Raw genomic sequence first — 20,768 nt, forward strand, 5'->3', positions numbered from 1 at the left:
CTTTTTCTTCAGGTCGTCCTCCTTCCTCTGAACGGCCTTACGCTCAGAGTCTGCTCCAAAGGCGAGATGGGCATTCTGTAGGAACTCCTGCTTCCATTTTCTGACCATGTTTGGATTCAGGCCGTTTTCAGAGCAGATTACATTGAATTCCTTGTCACCTTGAAGAATCGACAGGACGATCTTGGTCTTGAATTCAGCAGTGTACTTTTTTCTTGGCATGATGGCAACCTCCAATTTTCGTTACCTATACTATATCATGCACTCTTAAAATTTTCAGTACTGGTCTGAATTCATGGGCCCATTATATTATGCATCTGTTGAAGAGTTCGCTTATGTCTGGTACAACCATGTGCGGCCACATTCATATAATGGTTACAAGACTCCGTTCGAAGCCAGGACAGGAATCAGCAATTATTAAGACACAAGTGTTACAAAAATGCTTGACCACTACATATCAAGCGAGGGTGTGAATAAAAGTCTGTAAAAGGTCTTCTATGTTTTCAGCATGGATGTATTTTACGGTTGTAATCTATCAGGGTACATTAAATACACTGCCCCTCCCTATCTAACACCTGCAGGTTGTTTTACATTTGCCAAACAAGAAGACCTGCCACTCGACAGGTCTTCTTGACATTAAATCAACATATTTATCGTCATAGCATTTTGCTCTGCCGGAGAAGCATCTCTATCTGGTAAACGCCCCATGCGCTCCTTTGCTTGCTCCAGAAGTTTTTTAGCTTTCTCAACTTCTGCTGCATCACATTGATTCAGCCTCAAACCATCCTCCAGCTGTTGCAAATCCTGTTCTAGTAATGCTACAACGGACTTCATATCTCCGCGGGTAGCAGCCGCTGCAATTTGTCTGCGTCTCTTATCCTCGTTGATGGACACTGTTGTCTTAGATGAGGTCATAGTCATTTCCCCATCTTCATCAATGGTGACCTGCATCCCCTGGAATCCTACTTCATCCTTGCGGTTGTTATAGGCATCCTCTGCCACCCGCAGGTTATCGAACAGCTTTAACCGGCTTTCCTCATCCGTCAGGCACTTCTGCAAATACTTACCAGAAATCTTTGCCATGCCGGCTTTGACCATGCTGAAATTCTCCTGCAGGTATTTGGTGAGTTCATTGGTGCTGGCAAAATTCGGGCTTTTGCCCATGGCTTTGGTATTTTGCAGATAGGCTTTGGCTAAAGCAGGATTACCATTGCTGGGAATAGCCATAATCTTTTCTGCATTCTGTTTGAGAATTGCCGCCACATCATCATTGGCATTCTGCAATCCAATCAGCGGATTTTTTTCAGCATTAGGAATATCCTGCTTTTTAGGAGCAGTTTCCTTCTTTTTAGTATCCACCTGTTTCCAAAGCTCTTTTAGGGCAGATTTTTTCTTTTTCTCCTTGGGTTTGCCTAGCATATCCTGCCACCAGTTCTTTTTTTCCGAGCGTTTGAGATGGGACTGCTGGCGCTTATTGCCACCAGTAAATTCGCCAATTCCCCAGCTCCGCAAGCCTCCATCGTCCTCGATTATAAAGCCATGTGCTTTTAGCTTGCTCTCCGACGTATTGACACTTGTCACATCGGTATTAGCGATGTCGTAAATCAAGGCTTCATACTCCAGCCGCTTTTCCGGGTCCTGCTCCATCTGCTTGAGGATTTTCGGAGAAATGGACACGTTGTTAGTACCAGTTCCTGCAAAGGGTGCAGTGCCCACACTGAATTTGAGATTGGGGAATTTTTCGGCTAGACTTTTCATCACACCGGAGTCTTCTTTTTTATCAGTGGCTTGGGCTTTGGCAAAGCTGTAAGCTGCCTCGGATACATAACTGCCTCCTACCTTCACTGGCATTTTGATTACCTCCTTGTAAAAAGAACGATAAAACCCCCTTCGCTTATATATCGACAATTTTGGCCAATCGCTTAAACTCCCACATAAAAATTTCCACTCTTAAAATTGACGGTCAGCCCCCGCTGGGTGTTTAATACCTATTCCAATTCCCGCAACTTACGCATAATATCATCATGGCCATCCGCGGTTTCACTGCGATAGGCGGAGAGAATATCTGTCAATGCCGGGTGCATGAGATGATTGGCATCCGGGTCAGTGTACATCATAATGTCCAGTATACTGCTGTCCATGGTGGTCTGGAATTTAGCAATCATATTTTTCACAGCTTGTGAATTAAAATTCTTCTCCATGTTTTTGCTCAGTGCCGTTTCGTCCAGCTGCCCCGACTTCACCAAATGATAGTACCCATCAATAGCGCTTGCATTTTTTGTGCTGAAATCCTCGCTATTGTTGTCGATATAATGACCGGAACGTGCTTCTTCAACCAAAGAGAGAATTCTATCAAGCAGAGGATTGGGATTTTTGCTGTTCATATTTTGCAATTTATCGCTTAATTCACCTAAAAAACCCGAAGCATCTGTTCCACCAGAGAGTTCGAGATAGGCATTCAAATCCTCTGCCAGCATAAAAAATGCACCTTCTTGGAAAACCTGTCTTCTGAATTGGGTGCAGTGTGGGAAAAGATACCCTTTATAGCATCTGTGATGGGGCTGATAAAGCCTGCTGGGTCACAATTTATGGGAACTTCCCAATGAGAATGTTTCAGTTTTTTGGTATAAACCATCGGTTCCTCTTTTGCAGACTCCACCTGTTCAGCAATCACTGGCTGAGCGGTACTTTCTTCAACCTGACCTGCGTTCAGCTGTTGGGCAAGGGCAGCATAACCTTCGTCGCTGATTTCCACACCATACGCGGCGGCAAAGGAATTTTCCTTCTTTTTGTCCGGCTCCTGTCCCAGCTTTTTGGTTAGTTCTTCCACAGCCTTCTGTGTAAGGCTCTCTGGCTTGACTGCTTTGCTTACCAAGCCGCTTTCGTCCTGCTGTCCCTTTTTCAGCCAGTCCGGCTGGATAAAGTTTCCGCTGTGGTTGTCCGTACTGCCAATCAGCATAAAAAAACACCTCCCTGTAAACGTCCCAGCACCAACCGGGATTATATCTTCATCAGCAAATCTTCGCTGGCTCGGATAAGGCTGCGGATATAGTCAATATAGATGGGTTCGTTGCCACCGGCAATGTTATCGGCCAAGGCATTTTTCTGACATTGCAGGGTTAATTCTATCGTTCCCTTGTAGCCCAGCCGGTTGAAATTGCTCTGGATTGCCGCCTGCATTTCTTCGTTGGACATATCCGCCCCATAATAATTCCCGTATTTCAAAGCCGCCATGACATCACAAATATAACTGAATTTTTCCCAGCCAGGCATCGCGTCCAAAAGCTCATCCCATGCACGGAGAAATTCCGGCGGAGCGTCCGCAGGCGGAAAGATAAGTCCATCACCATAATAATAGGTGTTCTTATCCCTGCCCGTGCTTTCCGGTTCTGGCATAGCCGCTTGTTCCGCTGGCACATCCTTGGCATGAGTGTCCGCCTGCTGGATAAAGGACTGGAAATTCCCAACCACTTCCGACGATTTCCCGCCAGCGGGCTGAATAAAGCCGATACGGCATCATCCACTTTTTGAGCCTTAGACGGTTTACTGCCAGGGTGAAATGAAGTACATCACCCTCTTGCCCAATGCGACATTCACGAACGTTCTTGAAAATCCGTGAGTCTGTCAACTGATGGTCATGGTATTTTTCTGGTACTCAATCATCAGCATTGAGATTCCGTCATATCCAACCTCAGCGACTTGAACAGCTGCTGGGACTGTTCTTTCACCACGCGATCCATCGCGAATATCCATGCTTGTAGTTGCTTCAGCCATAATATCATCTCCCTACACTTGTCAAACAGCACATACTTTTCCTTATGACCAACTGTCAGAGCCGTTTTTTATTTTTATTTTATATGAAACAACGATTAAGGTTACTGCAATACCTATCGGTCTGTCACTAATACCTGCTGCCACCCATACATCACTGTGTGACAAACTAATATACAGATTACCTGTAATGCAGGATTGCCTCTCGGCGTTCATTTAGGCCACAGCTCGGCTTCCATTAAAAGAGGTCCTTCACTATACATTCATAACGATAATTCGTCATGACAGTTAGCAATTTTTGTTGGTATCGTTTAGTGATGTATTTGTTGTTTCTAGATGTATTGAGGTATATCCTTTTTGTTTACCCACTGTTAAAATACAAGCCCCCCCTAAAGCATCATCGTCATATAAGTTGCTTTAGGGGGGTTAGTATTTTATTTATACTCGTGCATATTCCAAAGCGGGATTTTTTTCATACATCCGTTCGTAGTAGTCCTGGTATTCACCACTGATAATTTCTTCCCACCACTTACGATTATCCAGATACCATTGGATGGTTGCTTTGATACCATCTTCAAATTTTGTGGCCGGTAACCAGCCAAGCTCTTCATGAATCTTAGTCGGGTCAATAGCATATCTGCGGTCATGCCCTTTGCGATCCGTGACATATTCAATCATATCTTCGCCTTTTCCCAGCTGTTTTAAGATAGTCTTTACCACATCAATGTTGGCTTTTTCATTATGGCCACCAATATTGTAGACCTCACCCACTTTTCCATTTTGTAGGATCAGATTGATTGCCGCGCAATGATCTTCTACATAGAGCCAGTCACGCACGTTAAGTCCGTCACCATAAACAGGCAGTTTCTTGTTTCCCAAGGCGTTGATAATCATGAGCGGAATCAGCTTTTCCGGGAAATGGAACGGACCATAATTATTGGAACACCGGGAAATGGTTGTCGGCACCTTATAGGTACGATGATATGCCATCACTAAAAGATCAGCCGAGGCTTTAGAAGCAGAATACGGACTGGATGTGTGCAGATTGGTTTTTTCCGTAAAGAACAGATCCGGTCTGTCTAAGGGCAGGTCACCGTAAACTTCATCCGTCGACACCTGATGGTAACGATCAATGCCGTACTTGCGGCAGGCATCCAATAACACGCTAGTACCAATCACATTTGTCTGCAGGAAGATTTCCGGATTTTCAATTGAACGATCCACATGAGATTCCGCTGCAAAGTTCACAATCACATCCGGTTTTTCTGTTTCAAACATATGATAAACAGTCTTGCGGTCCGCGATGTCCCCACGAATGAACTTGAAATTCTCATTTTTCACAGCCTCATCCAAAGTAGCCATATTGCCCGCATAAGTCAGCTTATCAAAGCAAATGATCTTATCTTTCGGACGATTTTCAAGCATGTAATAAATAAAATTAGAACCAATAAAACCGGCACCACCGGTAACAACGATATTCATAGAAAATAATCCCCTTAAGCTATTTAACCTTCATAAACAAAATTCAAATTCGTACGTTCCTTGAGCAGAGGCGCCGTCCTATCTTTATCCGAGAGGATTACCGGTGCCAGTGGCCATTCAACGCCGATTTCCGGATCATCCCAACGGATATTGCCATCGCATTCCGGTGCATAATAATTATCTGCTTTATACTGCACTTCCACATCATCTATAAGTGTGATGAAACCATGAGCGAAACCACGTGGAATGAAAAGCTGCTTGTGATTTTCTGCCGACAGCTCCACCCCTACCCATTGACCATACTGTGGCGATCCCTTGCGAATATCCACAGCCACATCAAAAATCTTTCCTCGGGTACAACGCAGCATCTTAGCCTGACACATGGGATTCAATTGATAATGCAGGCCGCGCAAAGTGCCTTTTTGTGCTGAATAAGAGTGATTGTCCTGCACAAAGTCGGCTCTGATACCAGCTTCGGCCAGCTTCCTTTCCGACCAGCTTTCTGTAAACCATCCTCGGGCATCCCCGAATACTCGAGGTTCTACAATATATACACCCTGTAGTTTTGTTTCCGTTACTTTCATTAAATATAACCTTCTCCCATCATTCCATTACAATCTGCTGCAAATATCGGCCATACTCATTTTTAGCCAATGGCTTTGCCAGCCGCAAGACCTGTTCCGCATCAATATATCCCATACGGTAAGCGATTTCTTCAATACAAGCAATCTTGAGCCCCTGACGTGCCTGTATGGTACGTACGAAGGAAGCTGCATCCAACAAAGACTCATGTGTCCCTGTATCCAGCCAGGCAAAACCACGGCGCATTTTCTCTACCGAAAGCTTTCCTGCCTCCAGATAAACCTTATTCACATCAGTGATTTCAAGCTCACCACGCGCCGAAGGTTTGATGGATTTAGCGACATTTACGATATCATGGTCATAAAAATAGAGCCCTGTAACCGCATAATTTGACTTGGGCTGAGCTGGCTTTTCTTCAAGACTCAATGCATGGCCCTGCTCATCAAATTCTACTACGCCATAACGCTCCGGATCTGAAACATAATAAGCAAAAACCGTCGCACCGCTTTCTGTAGAAGCTGCCCGTTGCACAGCCTTAGCCAAATCCGAACCATAGTAGATATTATCCCCTAACACTAATGCACAGCCATCACCAGCGATAAAATCCTCCCCAATCAGGAAAGCTTGTGCCAAACCATCTGGACTGGGCTGGACTGCATAGGAGATATTAATCCCTAACTGACTGCCATCCCCCAATAATTTTTGGAAAAGTTCATTATCCTGTGGTGTGGTGATAATCAAAATATCTTTGATACCAGACAACATCAGTGTACTCAATGGATAATAAATCATAGGTTTATCATAGATTGGCATTAACTGCTTGGAAACAACCTTCGTCAATGGATACAAGCGCGTCCCCGAACCGCCTGCTAAAATTATTCCTTTTCTTATCAAAAGAAAACACCTCCGATTGTTGCATTACTTGTATATTATACACTATAAAAATCAACATTTGTAGTGTATATTTTCGTAACAATATAAAGTATAAAACAGAGATAGGCAACAAGTGGATAACATACATGCTAATGGCCAAACTCATTTATTATTATCTACAGATAAACAATTCATTAAATACTCTGTATCATCCATCTTAGAAGAAACCACTGCTTTTTCAATTGCTTTTTCCATAACTTCTGCTGCCAGCGTACCTGCCATGTTTAAATCAGCCTTTACTGGCTTTCCGCAGGAAGATACATATATCGTGTCACCATCAGCCAGCGTCCCCACAGGTTTTATGGATCGCGCATAAGCATTTCTTGTTTGCTGGGCAATCCGAGTAAGCTGTGCCTTATCAAATGCCCCATTGGTCACAATAGCACCTATCGTTGTATTCGTTCTTGACAGCAAATCCTGCGGAGCAGCAATGTGATATAACTGCTCAACACTATCGCTGAATCCTGTTCTATTTTCATTTGTAAGACCAGCAATCTTTTTCCCGTTTGCATATATATCACCTAATGCATTAACGACTACAACAGCCCCGATTTTCAAGTCACCTATCTGCACAGCATAATAGCCGATACCGCTTTTCTGCGATCTGTTCATACCGCAAATTTTCCCAACTGTAGCACCGGTCCCAGCACCTACAGATCCATTAACCGGATTGCTTCCCTGCAAAGCAGCCTTACAGGCTGCATATCCCATATTTCTGTCAGGACGGATATCTGCCTTACCATATGACAGGTCATAGATATCAGACTGTACCACCAGCGGTACTAACGCAAAGCCAGTATCATAACCAATTCCATTATCTTCCAAGCACTGCATTACACCATCTGCTGCGGCTAACCCATAGGCACTGCCGCCGGCTAATACTATTGCATGAATCCCTATATCTTCCTTGGTCGGATCGAGTACAGGCGTTTCACGGGAAGCGGGACCGCCGCCACTGATATCAACACCTGTTTTTGCTCCAGCTTCAAAGCACAGGACAGTAACCCCCGTTTTGGCTTCATCATTTTGAGCATTGCCCACACTAACGCCTTCTATGTATGAAAAGGGAATTTCCTTTACTTTTGCTGGAGCCGCAGCTTGTACTACGCCACAGATTGTTACCACAGACAAAAAACTCATCAATTTGAAAAAACGTCTAATTTTTCTCTTTCTATCCATATTCATACTGGCCTTTCGTAAATTTCTCCAATTCAGGATGAATAAATAGCCTCATCTTCACCGGAATCTTAGCACTCAAAATCCCAACAAGCTTCAACTTGCTGGGACTTTGACATAAGCTATATTTATTTACGATGATTCTTGAGGAAGTTCTCGATGCGATTGAGCGCTTCGGAAATCTTGTCGATAGCCGTTGCATAGGAACAGCGGACATGGCCTTCGCCGCACTGGCCGAAGGCACTGCCAGGCACCAGAGCCACATGCTCCGCCGTCAGCAATTTTTCCGCAAACTCGTCGGAGGTATAGCCCGTGGACTTGATGGACGGGAAGATATAGAACGCGCCTTTCGGCTCGAAGCATTCGAGTCCCATCTTGGTCAGCCCGTCATAAATCAGACGGCGGCGGCGGTCGTATTCAGCCACCATCTTCTTCATGTATTTCTCACCATGACGCAAAGCTTCCACAGCAGCCACCTGGGCCGTAATCGGCGCACAGAGCATGGTGTACTGATGGATCTTGGTCATAGCAGCAATGACTTCCGGATTGCCCAGAGCATAGCCGATACGCCAGCCCGTCATGGCATAGGCCTTGGAGAAGCCGTTGAGCAGGATGGTCCTGTCCTTCATGCGGGGCAGGGACGAGAAGCAGACATGTTCTTCATCGCCATAGGTCAGATCACCATAGATTTCATCGGAGATGACAATCAGATCATGCTTCTCAGCGAAATCGGCCACGGCTTCCAGATCCTTGCGCGTCATGATGGCACCAGTCGGATTGTTCGGATAGCCAATCAGGAGCACCTTAGTCTTGTCGGTAACATACTGTTCCAGCTCTTCCGGCGTGATGCGGAATTCGTTTTCAATCTTGGCCGGTACAGCCACGGGCACGCCGCCCGCCAGAATCGTACATGCCTGGTAGGACACATAGCAAGGCTCGGGAATCAATACCTCATCCCCCGGAGCCAGAATGGCGCGCATGGCGATATCCAGAGCCTCACTGACACCCACCGTCACCAATACATCGGTATTGGCATCATATCCGGTATTGTAACGACGCTTGAAGAGGTTGACGATTTCCTGCCGCAATTCCGGCATGCCGCGATTAGCTGTATAGGAAGTATAACCCTGTTCGAGGCCATAAACACAGCTTTCGCGGATGGACCAAGGAGTTACGAAATCTGGCTCACCTACGCCCAAAGAAATCACATCATCCATCTGGGCTGCAATATCAAAGAACTTACGGATACCGGATGGAGCAATGGCATTCACTGCTGGAGACAGGCGCTGTTCCCAATTCATCTTATCAGCCATCAGGGGGACACCACCAATCTACGGTCACGTTCCTCATCATTGATGATGACGCCGTCCTTTTTGTACGGTTTCAGCATGAAGTGGCTGCGGGTAGCCGTCACACCCTCGATGGTAGCCAGACGGGTAGCGACAAAGTTAGCCACATCATTCAGGGACTTGCCCTCGATGATGACGAGCAGGTCAAAGCTGCCGCTCATGAGATATACCGTGCGCACTTCGTCAAAGCGATAGATACGCTCAGCAATGGCATCAAAGCCCACTTCCCGCTGCGGCGTCAGATTGATCTCGATGATGGCCGTCACCGTGTCATCACCGAATTTTTCCCAATTGATCAAGGTATTGTAGGAAAGGATGATCTTGTTCTTCTCCAAATCCTTGATGTTTTTTTCCACTTCATATTCACTGAGCTTGAGCATGGAGGCCAGCTCTCCTACCGGACGGCGGGCGTCATGTTCCAAGAGTTCCAACAGTTCACGCATACTATATCCCCTTTCAGCTCTTTGCAGAGATTCATACAAGAAGTCCTCGTCCTGCACGGGACGAGGACTTAACACATTTACACACTCGTAGATTATAGCATAATTGCCACTAATGAACAAGTTTGTGTTTGCTTATCTCAGGCAAACAATGCCTTGGCAAAGTCTTCCGCCACAAACGGACGCAGATCCTCCACGCCTTCGCCCACGCCAATCCATTTGACCGGCATAGACAGCTGGCTCTTGATGCCGATTACCACGCCGCCCTTGGCCGTGCCATCGAGTTTTGTGAGCACAACACCAGAAATCGGTGCGGCCTTAGTGAAAAGCTCAGCCTGGCTGATGGCGTTCTGGCCTGTAGTAGCATCCAGCACCAACAGCGTCTCATGGGGTGCCCCTTTGATTTCGCGGCCAATGACGCGATTGATCTTCTCCAGCTCCTGCATGAGGTTGGATTTGTTCTGCAAGCGGCCTGCCGTATCAATGATCAGCATATCGATCTTGCGGGCCACAGCGGCTTTGACAGCATCATAAGCCACAGCTGCCGGGTCGGAACCTTCTTCATGCTTGATGAGCTGAGCACCGCTGCGCTGCGCCCAAACTTCCAGCTGGTCAATGGCTGCGGCGCGGAAGGTATCGGCGGCCGCCAGCATGACACTCTTGCCTTGCTCCCTGTAATAGGAAGCAAGCTTGCCAATGGTCGTGGTCTTGCCGGCACCATTGACGCCGATGACCAGCATGACCGTAGGGCCGTTCTCAGCTGTGCGGGTGGTATCCTCACCGGCATTGAGGATTTCCGCGATTTCCTTGGCCAGGAAGGGTTTCAGATCCTCAGGGGAATTGATTTCCTTCTTCTTGATGCCCTTGCGTACAGCCTTCATGAGCTTGTCCGTAGTCTGCACACCCACATCGGCCATAATCAAGGTTTCTTCGAGTTCATCGAGGAAATCCTCATCGATATCGGCATAGCCGATGACCAATTTCTCAATCTTGTTGGTCAGATTCTCCCTTGTCTTATTCAAGCCTTTTTTCAATTTGTCAAAAAATCCCATAATCAAACTCCTTATTCTACTTCATCTATTTTCACCGACAAGATCTTTGATACGCCGGCATCTTCAATTGTCACGCCATAGAGGGTATCCACGGCTTCCATGGTTCCCTTACGATGCGTGACCACGATAAACTGGGTGTTCTCCGCAAATTCCTTGAGGAAACCGCCGAAGCGCACGACATTGGCTTCATCCAAAGGCGCATCAATCTCGTCCAATACCGAGAACGGCGACGGACGATAACGCAGGAAGGAAAAGAGCAACGCGATAACCGTCAGCGCACGCTCACCACCGGACAGAGCCGACAGGTTCTGCCGCTTCTTCTGGGGCAGTGTCACGAGGATATCCACACCAGCATTCAGTACATCATCCCTATCCGTCAGCTGTAATTCTGCCTTGCCACCACCGAAGAGGCGCACGAATATTTCTCCGAAATACACCTGAATCTGAGCAAAGGCCTCCTTGAACTGCTTGGTCATGGCCTCATCCATATCGGCAAGAATCTTTTCCAGATCCTCCTTGGCTGTATTCAGATCCCCTGCCTGCTTTTCCATAAAGTCATGGCGCTTCTGCAATTCCTCGAATTCCTCCAAGGCATTGGGGTTGACCGGGCCCAATTCCTTGAGCTTGCGTTCCAGCTGCTGCATATTGGCCTTGATTTCAGCCGGCTCTCCTTCCATGGCTTCTTCTGCCGCCCGTTCGGGAGTCAGGCCATATTCTGCGAGAATGGTTTCCTGCAGGGATTCGAGCTTCATGTCCAGCTTATTCTGGGTAATCTCATGGCTTTGGATGGCATCCTGCAGGCGGTTGCGCTGCTGGGAAACTGCCGCCGCTTTCTTGTCTGCTTCCTGCGAAGCTTCCAGAGTATCCATGCGTTCCTTGTAGATATCGTCATGGAGCTCCTGTCCCTCATCATAACGGTCCTGCCAATCATGCTGCTGCGCATCCAAAACCTTCAGGCGCTCAACACTGTGCACTAGGCTGGCATCCAGATCGCGCTCTTCCTGCTCATTGGTCTTCAAAGCCTCTTCGCTGGCCTGCTTGGATTTCGCCCGCAGTTGCAGGAACTGGGTATTGCCCAGGATTTCCTGTTCCAGCGTTGCCCGCTTGATTTCCCGGTCGTTGATATAACGGCGCAAATCCTCGGCATCCTGCACGAGATCTTCGAGTTTTTCCCGAACCCTCTCCAGTTCGTTGTCCAGCTCATTATAGCGCTCTTCGGCTTCTGCCGCCGCCCGCTTAGCCAAAACCTTTTTTTCCTGCATTTTGGCAAAACTCTTCTGGAAGGTCTGCAATGCTTCTTCGATTTCTGTGACCTTGACCTTCTGTTCAGCCAGATTCTGACCAGCAGCCTGCAGATTGGTTTCAAGTTCCGCCCGGGAAATACGCTGCCGCTGCAATTTTTCCTGCAGTTGCTGTAAATCATGCTCCAAGGCCTGCAGCTGCTGTGACTTCTCTTCCCGCAAAGCTGTGAGCTTCTGGCTTGCAGCCTGCAAGGAAGTGATCTTTCCCTTCAAATCTTCGATTTCGCCGCTGCGGTTCAGGAAACTGGCCTCCGCATGCTGGCGGCTGCCGCCTGAGAGCGAGCCGCCAGGATTCAGCAGTTCTCCGGAAAGCGTCACAATGCGTAGGCGCTGTTCATGGTCGCGGGCAATCTTCAGGGCATTGTCCAGAGTATCCACCACCAAAGTGCGGGCCAACAGGAAATCAATCGCCTTCTGATACCGATCATCCGTCCGGACCAATGTATTAGCCCAGCCGATAACACCAGCTTCTCTGCCTTCCCGGATACTCTGTGATGGCCGCACCACCAACGTAGACAAGGGCAGGAAAGTCACACGCCCCTGCCGTTCCCTTTTGAGGAAATTGATTGCCGCTTTGGCCGTATCCGTATCCTGTGTGACCACATTCTGCAGATTACCGCCCAAAGCGACTTCGATAGCCGTCACATAGTCACGAGGCACATCGATGAGTTCGGCTACCGCACCAGCCACGCCGCTGCGCCAGCTTTCCTGGGACTTCAATACAGCTTTGACCGCCTTGCCAAATCCCTCATAAGCCTGCTGCATGCGCGTGAGGAACTGCAATTTGTTCTCCGCCGTATGCAGCTGCTGGCTGTTCTGATTCAGCTCCCGCAAAATCTGCGCCTGTTCAGCCTCGACATTTTTTCGGCTCGCAGCAGACTGCTGCCACTGCGCTTCATCCATTTTGAGATTTTCTGCGATACGCTGCAGCTTCTTTTGCAGCACATCCTGTGCATCCTCTAATTCCGCCAGCTTTTCTCTGGCCTGATGAAGTTCATCTTCCCGATTTTCCTGATCGCCTTCGCTATTTTCCAGATCCCGCTGAGCCAGCGCGTATTCCTGTTTGCGGACATTCCACTGGTCAAGCTGCTGTGCCCTTGCCTCTTCCAGCTCGCGTTCCTTCTGCTCCTGTTCCCGGATCAGCTGAGAGAATTTCTTCTGCTTGGCCTGTTCCTTGGTCAGCAATTCATCCAACAGCGCTAAATCCTGTTTCTGCTGGTGCTGGCCTGCTGTCAATTGGGCAATCTCTGCCACCATTCCGGCAATCTCACTGCTCAAGGCCTTACGATGTTCCAAGATACGATTGCGCAACTCGTCACTCTGATCCTGTCGCTCTTGCAGCTTGGCCATTTCTCTGGCAGCTTCTTCCATCTTCTGCCGCAGGGACTCATTCTTCGTCGCCTGCGCCTGCAGCTTCTGTTCCAAATCGATGATACTCTTGTGCAGCTTCTCCTTCTCAGCCGCCAGAGCCTGCACGTTGGTATCCGCCGCGAGCAGCTCATCCCGGAACTTGGCCAGTTTCGCTTCATTGTCTGCCCGCTTGCCCGCTTCCTGATTATAGTCAAAGGACAATTTCGCCAACTTGCAGCGCCGATACTCCTCGTTGAGCCCGTTATAAATCCGCGTCTTTTCCGCGTGGCGGGACAGCGGTTCCAGCTGATTTTCAATCTCATGGATGATATCCTGCACACGCACAAGATTGTTTTCCGTATCGGTAAGCTTGCGCACCGACTCCCGCTTACGGTTGCGATATTTGGTGATGCCCGCCGTTTCCTCGAAGAACGCCCGACGGTCCTCAGGACGGCTGTTCAGGATATCATCAATGCGGTTCTGACCGATGATGCTCATACCATCATGGCCGATACCTGTATCGGCAAATAGATTATAGATATCCTTCAGCCGACAGCGGGAACGATTGATATAAAACTCACTATCTCCATTGCGATAGAGCCGGCGCGTCACCACCACTTCCCGGAAATCCACGGGCAGAGTGCCGTCATTGGCAAAGAACAGCGAAACTTCTGCCACACCCAACGCCTTGCGGGACGCCGAACCGGTGAAGATGATATCCTCCGCCTTGGTACCGCGCAGGTTGCGGACATTCTGCTCCCCGAGCACCCAGCGGATGGCATCCGTGATATTGCTCTTGCCACTGCCGTTAGGACCAACAATTGCTGTTATGCCCTGGTCAAAATCTATGGTTATCTTATCTGCAAAAGACTTAAAGCCATAAGCCTCCAAGCGTTTTAATTGCAAAATCTACACTCCTCATCGTCCTACACATATCTTATATCATACCATATTTACCTGTGTTATGAAACCAAACGATGACATATTGCAGACAATCGTATAATAAAATAGCCGTAACCCTTGAATTGCAAGAGTCACGGCTATCATTATTTGAATTCCACGAATTCATCAATCCGGGCGCCGCCCTTGATCATGGGCTCGACGAAACTGCGCCATACATTGAGAACAATCACTCTGGGATGGTCCTTATCGGCCAAAGCCCGATTCAAAGCCTCGGCAAACTCCTCCTGCGTGGAGACCGTCTCGGCCTTGATGCCGAAACTGCCTGCATAGGCGGCATAATCCATCTGATAGTCAAACTCGCAGGCAATGTAACGTTCTTTGTACATGACCTTCTGCAGCTGGCGAATCATGCCCAGGCTGGTATTGTTGACAATCAGGGAAATCACTGGCAGGTTCAGGCGGGCGATGGTATAGAACTCATTGCCCGTCATCTTGATGCCGCCATCACCGGCCACATGGATGACGCGGCGGCTGTCGCCATAATACATCTGAGCGCCCATGGCAGCTGGCAAACCAAAGCCCATGGTGCCAAGGCCGCCAGAGGTCAGCCATGTCCTTGGCTCCTCAATGCGCAGATGCAGGGCCGCCCACATCTGATGCTGGCCTACATCCGTAGCAAAGGCATAGGGCTTGCCTTTGGTATTCTTCGCCACCTGATGCAGTGCCCAGGGGACGGTCAGACGATTGACATGATAGTCATAGTCATAAGTCTCCTGCCAGCTCTGGATCTGTGACCACCATTCCGCGATATCGCCCGTGGCTTCCTGCTTCATCAAGAGGCCCAGGATCACTTTCATATCGCCAGCCAGCCCCAGGCTGTTGCCGATATTCTTATCGATTTCTGCAGGGTCAATGTCAATATGGATGAACTTGGTATCCTGCGTGTACTTCTTGACATTGCCCGTCTGGCGGTCACCGAAGCGGCTGCCAATGGCGATGATGAGGTCTGCGGCCGCAATGGCATGGTTGGCGGCTTTTTCCCCGTGCATGCCCGCAAAGCCCAAGGACTGCGGGTGTTCCCGCGGGATAGCCCCAAGCCCCATCAAGGTATGGGCTACGGGCAGGTTGTATTTTTCCACGAAGGCCGTGACTTCATCCGTAGCCCCTGCTGAAACAACACCGCCGCCCACGATGACCACGGGCTTTTTCGCCTTGACGATTTCCCTTGCTGCTTCGGCGGCACAAATCAGGAAATCCGCATCCGGCTTGCCCGCTTTTTTCGTGCAGGCAGCTGCTTCCGCCCAGGCTACTTCCTGAAAGAACAAGTCCCTGGGCACATCCACCAGCACAGGACCGGGACGGCCTTTCTTCGCCAAAGTGAAGGCTTCACGGATAGTGCTGATGAGATGGCGGGCATCTTTTATCTTGTAGTTATGCTTGGTAATGGGCATGGTCACATCGAGAATGTCCGTTTCCTGAAAAGCATCCCGTCCCAACAAAGTCGTATCGACCTGCCCCGTGATAGCCACCACAGGAATGGAATCCATAAAGGCCGTGGCCAGACCGGTCACAAGATTCGTGGCCCCCGGTCCGGAAGTGGCAATGCAGACACCCACTTTTCCCGAAGCACGGGCATAGCCGTCAGCGGCGTGAGCGGCATTCTGCTCGTGGGTCACGAGAACCTGCTTTATCTCCTTGCTATCATATAAAGCGTCGTATAAAGGCAGGATCATCCCCCCGGGATAGCCAAACACCGTATCGACGCCTTGTTCTTTTAAACATGCAACGACTGCCTGTGCTCCGTTCATACTTACACCCTCTCGCTGATGATTTTGGTGATTTCGTTGGTATTGACTTTCGTAAAGCCATCCTTCCAGAGGTCCGGCGTGCGATACCCTTCCGCCAGAGACTTGTCCACGGCTGCTTCAATGGCATCGGCGGCCGCCTCTTCATGCAGGGAATATCTGAGCAGCATGGCTGCCGACAGGATGGTGCCAATGGGATTGGCAATGCCCTGACCGGCAATATCCGGCGCACTGCCATGGATGGGCTCATAGAGGCTGGTGCATTCGCCGATGGAAGCCGACGGCAGCATGCCGATGGAGCCGCCGACCACAGCCGCTTCGTCCGAAAGGATATCCCCAAAGAGATTGCCCGTCACGATGACGTCAAACTGCGTGGGTTTTACTGCAATCTGCATGGCACAGTTATCCACATAGAGATTGTTGCACTCCACTTCGGGATAATCCTTCGCTACCTCTGCCACCGTACGGCGCCAGAGCCGGGAAGTTGCCAGCACATTGGACTTGTCAACGGAAGTCACCTTGCCGCGGCGGAGTTTCGCCGTTTCAAAGGCCAATTTAGCAATGCGTTCCACTTCAGGCACGGAGTAGTTCTCCAAATCCCAGGCCCGTTCCACACCATTATGCTGTTCGGACTCGCATTTCTCGCCAAAGTAGATGCCGCCAATCAGTTCGCGAACAATCACGAGGTCTGCACCGCGTACCAGTTCCGGCTTCAACGGAGAATACTCAATCAGGGCATCGGCTACCTTGACCGGACGCAGGTTGGCGTAAAGTCCCAATTCCTTGCGCAGGCCCAGGATGGCCTTTTCGGGGCGCTTGGCCGGGTCTACCTTATCCCATTTATCGCCGCCCACGGCACCGAACAGGACTCCATCTGCGGCCTTGCAGGCATCGATGGTCTCCTGCGGCAGGGGCGTGCCGAATTTGTCATAGGCCGTGCCGCCGGCATCATGATAGTCAAATTCCAAGCCCAGATTGAATTTCTTATCCGCCGCCTTCAAGACTTCCACGGCGGAATCCGTGATTTCCTTGCCAATACCATCACCGGGAATAACTGTAATCTTATATGCCATAAGGTACCACTCTTATCCTTTCCGTTTGATATATTCAATCAGGCCGCCGGCCTCCGCAATCTCCTGCACGAATCCCGGCAGGGGATGCGCATGGAACACATCGCCGGTCGTGAGGTTCCGGATTTCGCCGGTGGTCACATCCACCTGCAGTTTGTCATCGGCATGGATCTTTTCCACATCATCGCCGATTTCCAGCAGGGGCAGGCCAATATTGATGCCATTGCGATAGAAAATCCGCGCAAAGCTGGCAGCAATGACCACGGGAATGCCGCTGGCCTTGATGGCTACCGGTGCATGTTCACGGGAAGAACCACAGCCAAAGTTGCGGCCACCCACCATGATATCACCTTCCTGCACATTGGGGGCAAAGCTTTCGTCAATATCCACCATGCAGTGGCTGGCCAGCTCTTTCGGGTCAAAAGTGTTCAGATAACGGGCGGGGATGATGACATCGGTGTCGATGTTATCCCCATAACGCCAGACTTTTCCTTCTAATTTCATCACTGTACCTCCTCTGCCGTGGCAATCCGGCCTAAAATGGCACTTGCCGCCGCCACATGGGGGCCAGCCAAGTAAACTTCACTATCCACATGACCCATGCGGCCACGAAAATTGCGGTTGGTGGTGGAAACGCATTTCTCCCCTGCCGCCATGATGCCCATATAACCGCCCAGGCACGGGCCGCAGGTCGGCGTGGACACGGCGCAGTCCGCATCAATGAAGGTATCGATATAACCGCGCTTCATGGCCTCCTTGTAAACTGCCGGACTGCCCGGAATCACGATACAGCGCACACCATCCGCCACCTTATGCCCCTTGAAGATTTCCGCCGCAATCTGCAAATCTTCCAGACGGCCATTGGTGCAGGAACCGATGATGACCTGCTGGATGGCGATGGGCTCCTTGATGTCCTCCACCGCTTTCGTATTGCCCGGCAGATGCGGGAATGCCACCACGGGCTTCAAGGTCGACAGATCAATCTTGACCGTCTGGCAGTAAACCGCATCTTCATCAGCAGCTACCGGCTCAAAGGGCTTCTTGACCCTGTCTTTGACATATTCTGCCGTCACTTCATCATAGGGAAAGATACCGGCCTTGCCGCCCGCTTCGATGGCCATATTGGAAATGGTCAGGCGGTCCGTCATGGTCAGGCTCTTGACGCCTTCCCCGGCAAATTCCAGGGATTTATAGAGCGCACCATCTACACCGATCATGCCAATCAGGGTCAGGATGACATCCTTGCCGCTGATGTCCTTGGCCTTCTGACCAGTGAGTTCCACCTTGATGGCCTGCGGCACCTTGAACCAGGCTTCGCCGGTGGCCATGGCTGCGCCCAGATCCGTAGAGCCTACGCCCGTGGCAAAACCGTTGACGGCACCATAGGTGCAGGTATGGGAGTCAGCCCCGATGGTCAGCATGCCCGGTGCCACAATGCCTTGTTCCGGCAGGATGACGTGCTCGATGCCCACACGGCCCTGCTCGAAATAGTGGACAATCTTATGTTTGACCGCAAAATCCCGGACAATCTTGGCCAGTTCTGCGGATTTGATATCCTTGGCGGGCTGGAAATGATCCGGCACCAGCGCAATCTTCTCGTTGTCAAAGACCGGACGGCCAATGCTCTCAAAGATTTTAATAGAAGGCGGGGCCGTGATATCGTTGGCCAGCACCATATCCAGTTTACAGGTCACCAGCTGTCCCGCTTCCACGCGTTCCAAGCCGGCATGTTTGGCGAGAATCTTCTCGCTCATCGTCATACCCATGCTCTCACTCTCCTATATTATAAGAAAAGCCCTCCCGATAGGTGGAAGGGGAAGGCTTCTCACTACTGTTCAATTTAAAACATTCGACTTAAATGGACATATTCCTGCTTTTGCAGAGGTTAATGCTTAGTCTTTGGACAAATCAGCAGCGTCCTTGAGCCACGGCATCATGTTGCGGAGGTCCTTGCCGACCTTCTCGATCTGATGTTCAGCATGGAGACGGCGCTGAGCCATGAAGTTTGCACGGCCAGCTGCACGGTTTTCCAGCAGCCAGTTGCGAGCGAAGGTACCATCCTGGATTTCCTTCAGGACTTTCTTCATTTCCTTCTTGGTCTCTTCCGTGATGATGCGCGGGCCTACCATGTAGTCGCCGTATTCAGCCGTATCGGAGATGGATTTGCGCATCTTCGTGAAACCGCCTTCATAGCAGAGGTCAACGATGAGTTTCATCTCATGGAAGCATTCGAAGTATGCCATTTCAGGCGGATAACCTGCTTCGACGAGGACTTCGAAGCCGGTCTGCATCAGCTGGCAGACACCGCCGCAGAGGACAGCCTGCTCACCGAAGAGGTCTTCTTCCGTCTCATCGCGGAAAGTGGTCTGCAGGACGCCGGAACGGGTAGCGCCGAGGCCTTTGGCATATGCCAGAGCTACATCAAAGCACTTGCCGGAAGCATCCTGGTGCACAGCGAACACAGCCGGCACACCGGAACCTTCCGTATAAGTACGGCGAACGAGGTGGCCAGGGCCTTTCGGAGCAACCATGAATACATCGACATCAGCAGGAGGAACGATCTGCTGGTAATGGATGTTGAAGCCATGCGCAAAAGCGAGAGCACTGCCGGACTTCAGATTCGGAGCAATCTCGTTCTTGTAGACATCGGACTGCTTCTCATCCGGAATCAGGACCATCGTGATATCTGCTTCTTTGACAGCATCAGCGACATTCTTAACCGTCAGGCCGTGTTCCTCAGCAACTTTCTTGGACTTAGAACCTTCGTAGAGGCCGACCACAACATCAACGCCGCTCTCCTTGAGGTTCAGGGCATGAGCATGGCCCTGGCTGCCGTAACCAATGATGGCAACCTTCTTGCCGTTCAGAACTTCCCAGTTAACATCCTGATCATAATAAGTTTTTGCCATAGTACTCTCTCTCCTCACAATGTTCATAAATAGTATGCTCACCGCGTTCCAACGCAATCAAGCCTGTGCGAATGACCTCGGCGATACCATAAGGCTTGACGAGATTCAAAAAAGCCGTCACCTTATCATCGCTGCCCGTCAGCTCAAAGATCAGCGTGGAGGAATCCACATCCACCACATGAGCCCGAAAGAGCTCTGCCATCTTCAAGATATCCAGGCGGCTCGTGTCACTTGCCTTAACCTTTATCAGCGTAAGTCCCCGGCAGACTGCATTCTTCTCATCCAAACGCTGTACGGCCTGCACCACCGGCATCTTTTCCAGCTGCTTGATGATCTGCTCTATTAGATCCTCATCGCCGTGAATCACCACTGTGATGCGCGAATACCCCTCTTTCTCCGTCACGCCAACCGCGAGACTGTCGATATTGAATTCGCGTCTGGAAAACATACTTACAACCCGGACCAGCACACCAGTCTGATTTTCCACAAACACAGACAAGACATGTTTCATCCTGCAATCCCCCTCTGGAATCGTACATCACACGCAAACATCATAACACAAATTCCGTGTACATTCAACATGTAACGTTGTAAATATGTATACATTATTGCGCGAATAAACATTTTTGTCAACAGTATTTTGTAACT

General features: G+C 49.7%; 20 protein-coding genes. All 20 read right to left on the reverse strand.

Annotated features, from left to right (window positions below):
• On the reverse strand, positions 1 to 219 hold a 219-nt coding region (locus BUB68_RS12765), incomplete at its 3' end, for a transposase (protein ID WP_073092091.1).
• A 414-nt stretch (positions 220 to 633) separates the two neighbouring features.
• Positions 634 to 1,848, reverse strand: coding sequence for a DUF6033 family protein (locus BUB68_RS12775; protein WP_073092093.1), 1,215 nt, complete (start codon positions 1,846 to 1,848; stop codon positions 634 to 636).
• 137 nt (positions 1,849 to 1,985) lie between these two features.
• Entirely contained in the window at positions 1,986 to 2,474 is a 489-nt protein-coding gene (locus BUB68_RS12780) for a hypothetical protein (RefSeq protein WP_073092095.1), read from the reverse strand.
• Entirely contained in the window at positions 2,456 to 2,956 is a 501-nt protein-coding gene (locus tag BUB68_RS12785) for a hypothetical protein (RefSeq protein WP_073092097.1), read from the reverse strand. The genes BUB68_RS12780 and BUB68_RS12785 overlap by 19 nt, the downstream gene beginning before the upstream one ends.
• 41 nt (positions 2,957 to 2,997) lie before the next feature.
• Complete coding sequence (locus tag BUB68_RS12790; protein ID WP_073092099.1) at positions 2,998 to 3,468, reverse strand: hypothetical protein; 471 nt, start codon at positions 3,466 to 3,468, stop codon at positions 2,998 to 3,000.
• A gap of 153 nt (positions 3,469 to 3,621) precedes the next feature.
• Entirely contained in the window at positions 3,622 to 3,771 is a 150-nt protein-coding gene (locus BUB68_RS15340; RefSeq protein WP_178139535.1) for a hypothetical protein, read from the reverse strand.
• A 435-nt stretch (positions 3,772 to 4,206) separates the two neighbouring features.
• On the reverse strand, positions 4,207 to 5,250 hold the full coding sequence (gene rfbB, locus BUB68_RS12795; RefSeq protein ID WP_073092102.1) for a dTDP-glucose 4,6-dehydratase: 1,044 nt from the start codon (positions 5,248 to 5,250) through the stop codon (positions 4,207 to 4,209).
• Between the two features lie 23 nt (positions 5,251 to 5,273).
• A complete protein-coding gene (gene rfbC / locus BUB68_RS12800; RefSeq protein WP_073092107.1) occupies positions 5,274 to 5,834 on the reverse strand; it encodes a dTDP-4-dehydrorhamnose 3,5-epimerase in 561 nt (186 codons plus the stop codon).
• A 19-nt stretch (positions 5,835 to 5,853) separates the two neighbouring features.
• The gene (gene rfbA, locus BUB68_RS12805) at positions 5,854 to 6,726 is read right to left on the reverse strand and encodes a glucose-1-phosphate thymidylyltransferase RfbA (protein WP_073092112.1); all 873 of its coding nucleotides are present in this window, start codon (positions 6,724 to 6,726) and stop codon (positions 5,854 to 5,856) included.
• A gap of 141 nt (positions 6,727 to 6,867) precedes the next feature.
• Positions 6,868 to 7,944, reverse strand: coding sequence for a P1 family peptidase (locus BUB68_RS12810; RefSeq protein WP_256625952.1), 1,077 nt, complete (start codon positions 7,942 to 7,944; stop codon positions 6,868 to 6,870).
• Positions 7,945 to 8,069: 125 nt separating this feature from the next.
• Positions 8,070 to 9,242 (reverse strand): aminotransferase class I/II-fold pyridoxal phosphate-dependent enzyme, encoded by a 1,173-nt coding sequence (locus BUB68_RS12815; protein ID WP_073092158.1) that lies wholly within the window; start codon positions 9,240 to 9,242, stop codon positions 8,070 to 8,072.
• A gap of 11 nt (positions 9,243 to 9,253) precedes the next feature.
• On the reverse strand, positions 9,254 to 9,733 hold the full coding sequence (locus BUB68_RS12820) for an Lrp/AsnC family transcriptional regulator (RefSeq protein ID WP_073092115.1): 480 nt from the start codon (positions 9,731 to 9,733) through the stop codon (positions 9,254 to 9,256).
• 137 nt (positions 9,734 to 9,870) lie between these two features.
• Positions 9,871 to 10,782, reverse strand: coding sequence for a signal recognition particle-docking protein FtsY (ftsY, locus tag BUB68_RS12825; RefSeq protein ID WP_073092118.1), 912 nt, complete (start codon positions 10,780 to 10,782; stop codon positions 9,871 to 9,873).
• 11 nt (positions 10,783 to 10,793) lie between these two features.
• Positions 10,794 to 14,339, reverse strand: a complete 3,546-nt coding sequence (gene smc / locus BUB68_RS12830; RefSeq protein ID WP_073092120.1) for a chromosome segregation protein SMC — start codon at positions 14,337 to 14,339, stop codon at positions 10,794 to 10,796.
• A gap of 140 nt (positions 14,340 to 14,479) precedes the next feature.
• Positions 14,480 to 16,144, reverse strand: a complete 1,665-nt coding sequence (ilvB, locus tag BUB68_RS12835; RefSeq protein WP_073092123.1) for a biosynthetic-type acetolactate synthase large subunit — start codon at positions 16,142 to 16,144, stop codon at positions 14,480 to 14,482.
• 2 nt (positions 16,145 to 16,146) lie between these two features.
• A complete protein-coding gene (gene leuB / locus BUB68_RS12840) occupies positions 16,147 to 17,214 on the reverse strand; it encodes a 3-isopropylmalate dehydrogenase (RefSeq protein ID WP_073092126.1) in 1,068 nt (355 codons plus the stop codon).
• Positions 17,215 to 17,226: 12 nt separating this feature from the next.
• A complete protein-coding gene (locus BUB68_RS12845) occupies positions 17,227 to 17,715 on the reverse strand; it encodes a 3-isopropylmalate dehydratase small subunit (protein ID WP_073092128.1) in 489 nt (162 codons plus the stop codon).
• A complete protein-coding gene (leuC, locus tag BUB68_RS12850; protein ID WP_073092131.1) occupies positions 17,715 to 18,977 on the reverse strand; it encodes a 3-isopropylmalate dehydratase large subunit in 1,263 nt (420 codons plus the stop codon). The genes BUB68_RS12845 and leuC overlap by 1 nt, the downstream gene beginning before the upstream one ends.
• A 126-nt stretch (positions 18,978 to 19,103) precedes the next feature.
• On the reverse strand, positions 19,104 to 20,120 hold the full coding sequence (ilvC, locus tag BUB68_RS12855) for a ketol-acid reductoisomerase (RefSeq protein WP_073092134.1): 1,017 nt from the start codon (positions 20,118 to 20,120) through the stop codon (positions 19,104 to 19,106).
• Positions 20,101 to 20,631, reverse strand: coding sequence for an acetolactate synthase small subunit (ilvN, locus tag BUB68_RS12860; RefSeq protein ID WP_014424788.1), 531 nt, complete (start codon positions 20,629 to 20,631; stop codon positions 20,101 to 20,103). The genes ilvC and ilvN overlap by 20 nt, the downstream gene beginning before the upstream one ends.
• Positions 20,632 to 20,768: the final 137 nt, after the last annotated feature.

The sequence above is a fragment of the Pseudoselenomonas ruminantium genome (genome assembly GCF_900142515.1).
Taxonomy (GTDB): Bacteria; Bacillota; Negativicutes; order Selenomonadales; family Selenomonadaceae; genus Selenomonas_A; species Selenomonas_A ruminantium_D.

Coding starts and splice junctions, on each gene's coding strand:
- BUB68_RS12775 (WP_073092093.1), bottom strand. CDS start 1,848: ATGCCAGTGAAGGTAGGAGGCAGTTATGTATCCGAGGCAGCTTACAGC.
- BUB68_RS12780 (WP_073092095.1), bottom strand. CDS start 2,474: ATGCTGGCAGAGGATTTGAATGCCTATCTCGAACTCTCTGGTGGAACA.
- BUB68_RS12785 (WP_073092097.1), bottom strand. CDS start 2,956: ATGCTGATTGGCAGTACGGACAACCACAGCGGAAACTTTATCCAGCCG.
- BUB68_RS15340 (WP_178139535.1), bottom strand. CDS start 3,771: ATGGCTGAAGCAACTACAAGCATGGATATTCGCGATGGATCGCGTGGT.
- rfbB (WP_073092102.1), bottom strand. CDS start 5,250: ATGAATATCGTTGTTACCGGTGGTGCCGGTTTTATTGGTTCTAATTTT.
- rfbC (WP_073092107.1), bottom strand. CDS start 5,834: ATGAAAGTAACGGAAACAAAACTACAGGGTGTATATATTGTAGAACCT.
- BUB68_RS12810 (WP_256625952.1), bottom strand. CDS start 7,944: ATGGATAGAAAGAGAAAAATTAGACGTTTTTTCAAATTGATGAGTTTT.
- BUB68_RS12815 (WP_073092158.1), bottom strand. CDS start 9,242: ATGAATTGGGAACAGCGCCTGTCTCCAGCAGTGAATGCCATTGCTCCA.
- BUB68_RS12820 (WP_073092115.1), bottom strand. CDS start 9,733: ATGCGTGAACTGTTGGAACTCTTGGAACATGACGCCCGCCGTCCGGTA.
- ftsY (WP_073092118.1), bottom strand. CDS start 10,782: ATGGGATTTTTTGACAAATTGAAAAAAGGCTTGAATAAGACAAGGGAG.
- ilvB (WP_073092123.1), bottom strand. CDS start 16,144: ATGAACGGAGCACAGGCAGTCGTTGCATGTTTAAAAGAACAAGGCGTC.
- leuB (WP_073092126.1), bottom strand. CDS start 17,214: ATGGCATATAAGATTACAGTTATTCCCGGTGATGGTATTGGCAAGGAA.
- BUB68_RS12845 (WP_073092128.1), bottom strand. CDS start 17,715: ATGAAATTAGAAGGAAAAGTCTGGCGTTATGGGGATAACATCGACACC.
- leuC (WP_073092131.1), bottom strand. CDS start 18,977: ATGGGTATGACGATGAGCGAGAAGATTCTCGCCAAACATGCCGGCTTG.
- ilvC (WP_073092134.1), bottom strand. CDS start 20,120: ATGGCAAAAACTTATTATGATCAGGATGTTAACTGGGAAGTTCTGAAC.
- ilvN (WP_014424788.1), bottom strand. CDS start 20,631: ATGAAACATGTCTTGTCTGTGTTTGTGGAAAATCAGACTGGTGTGCTG.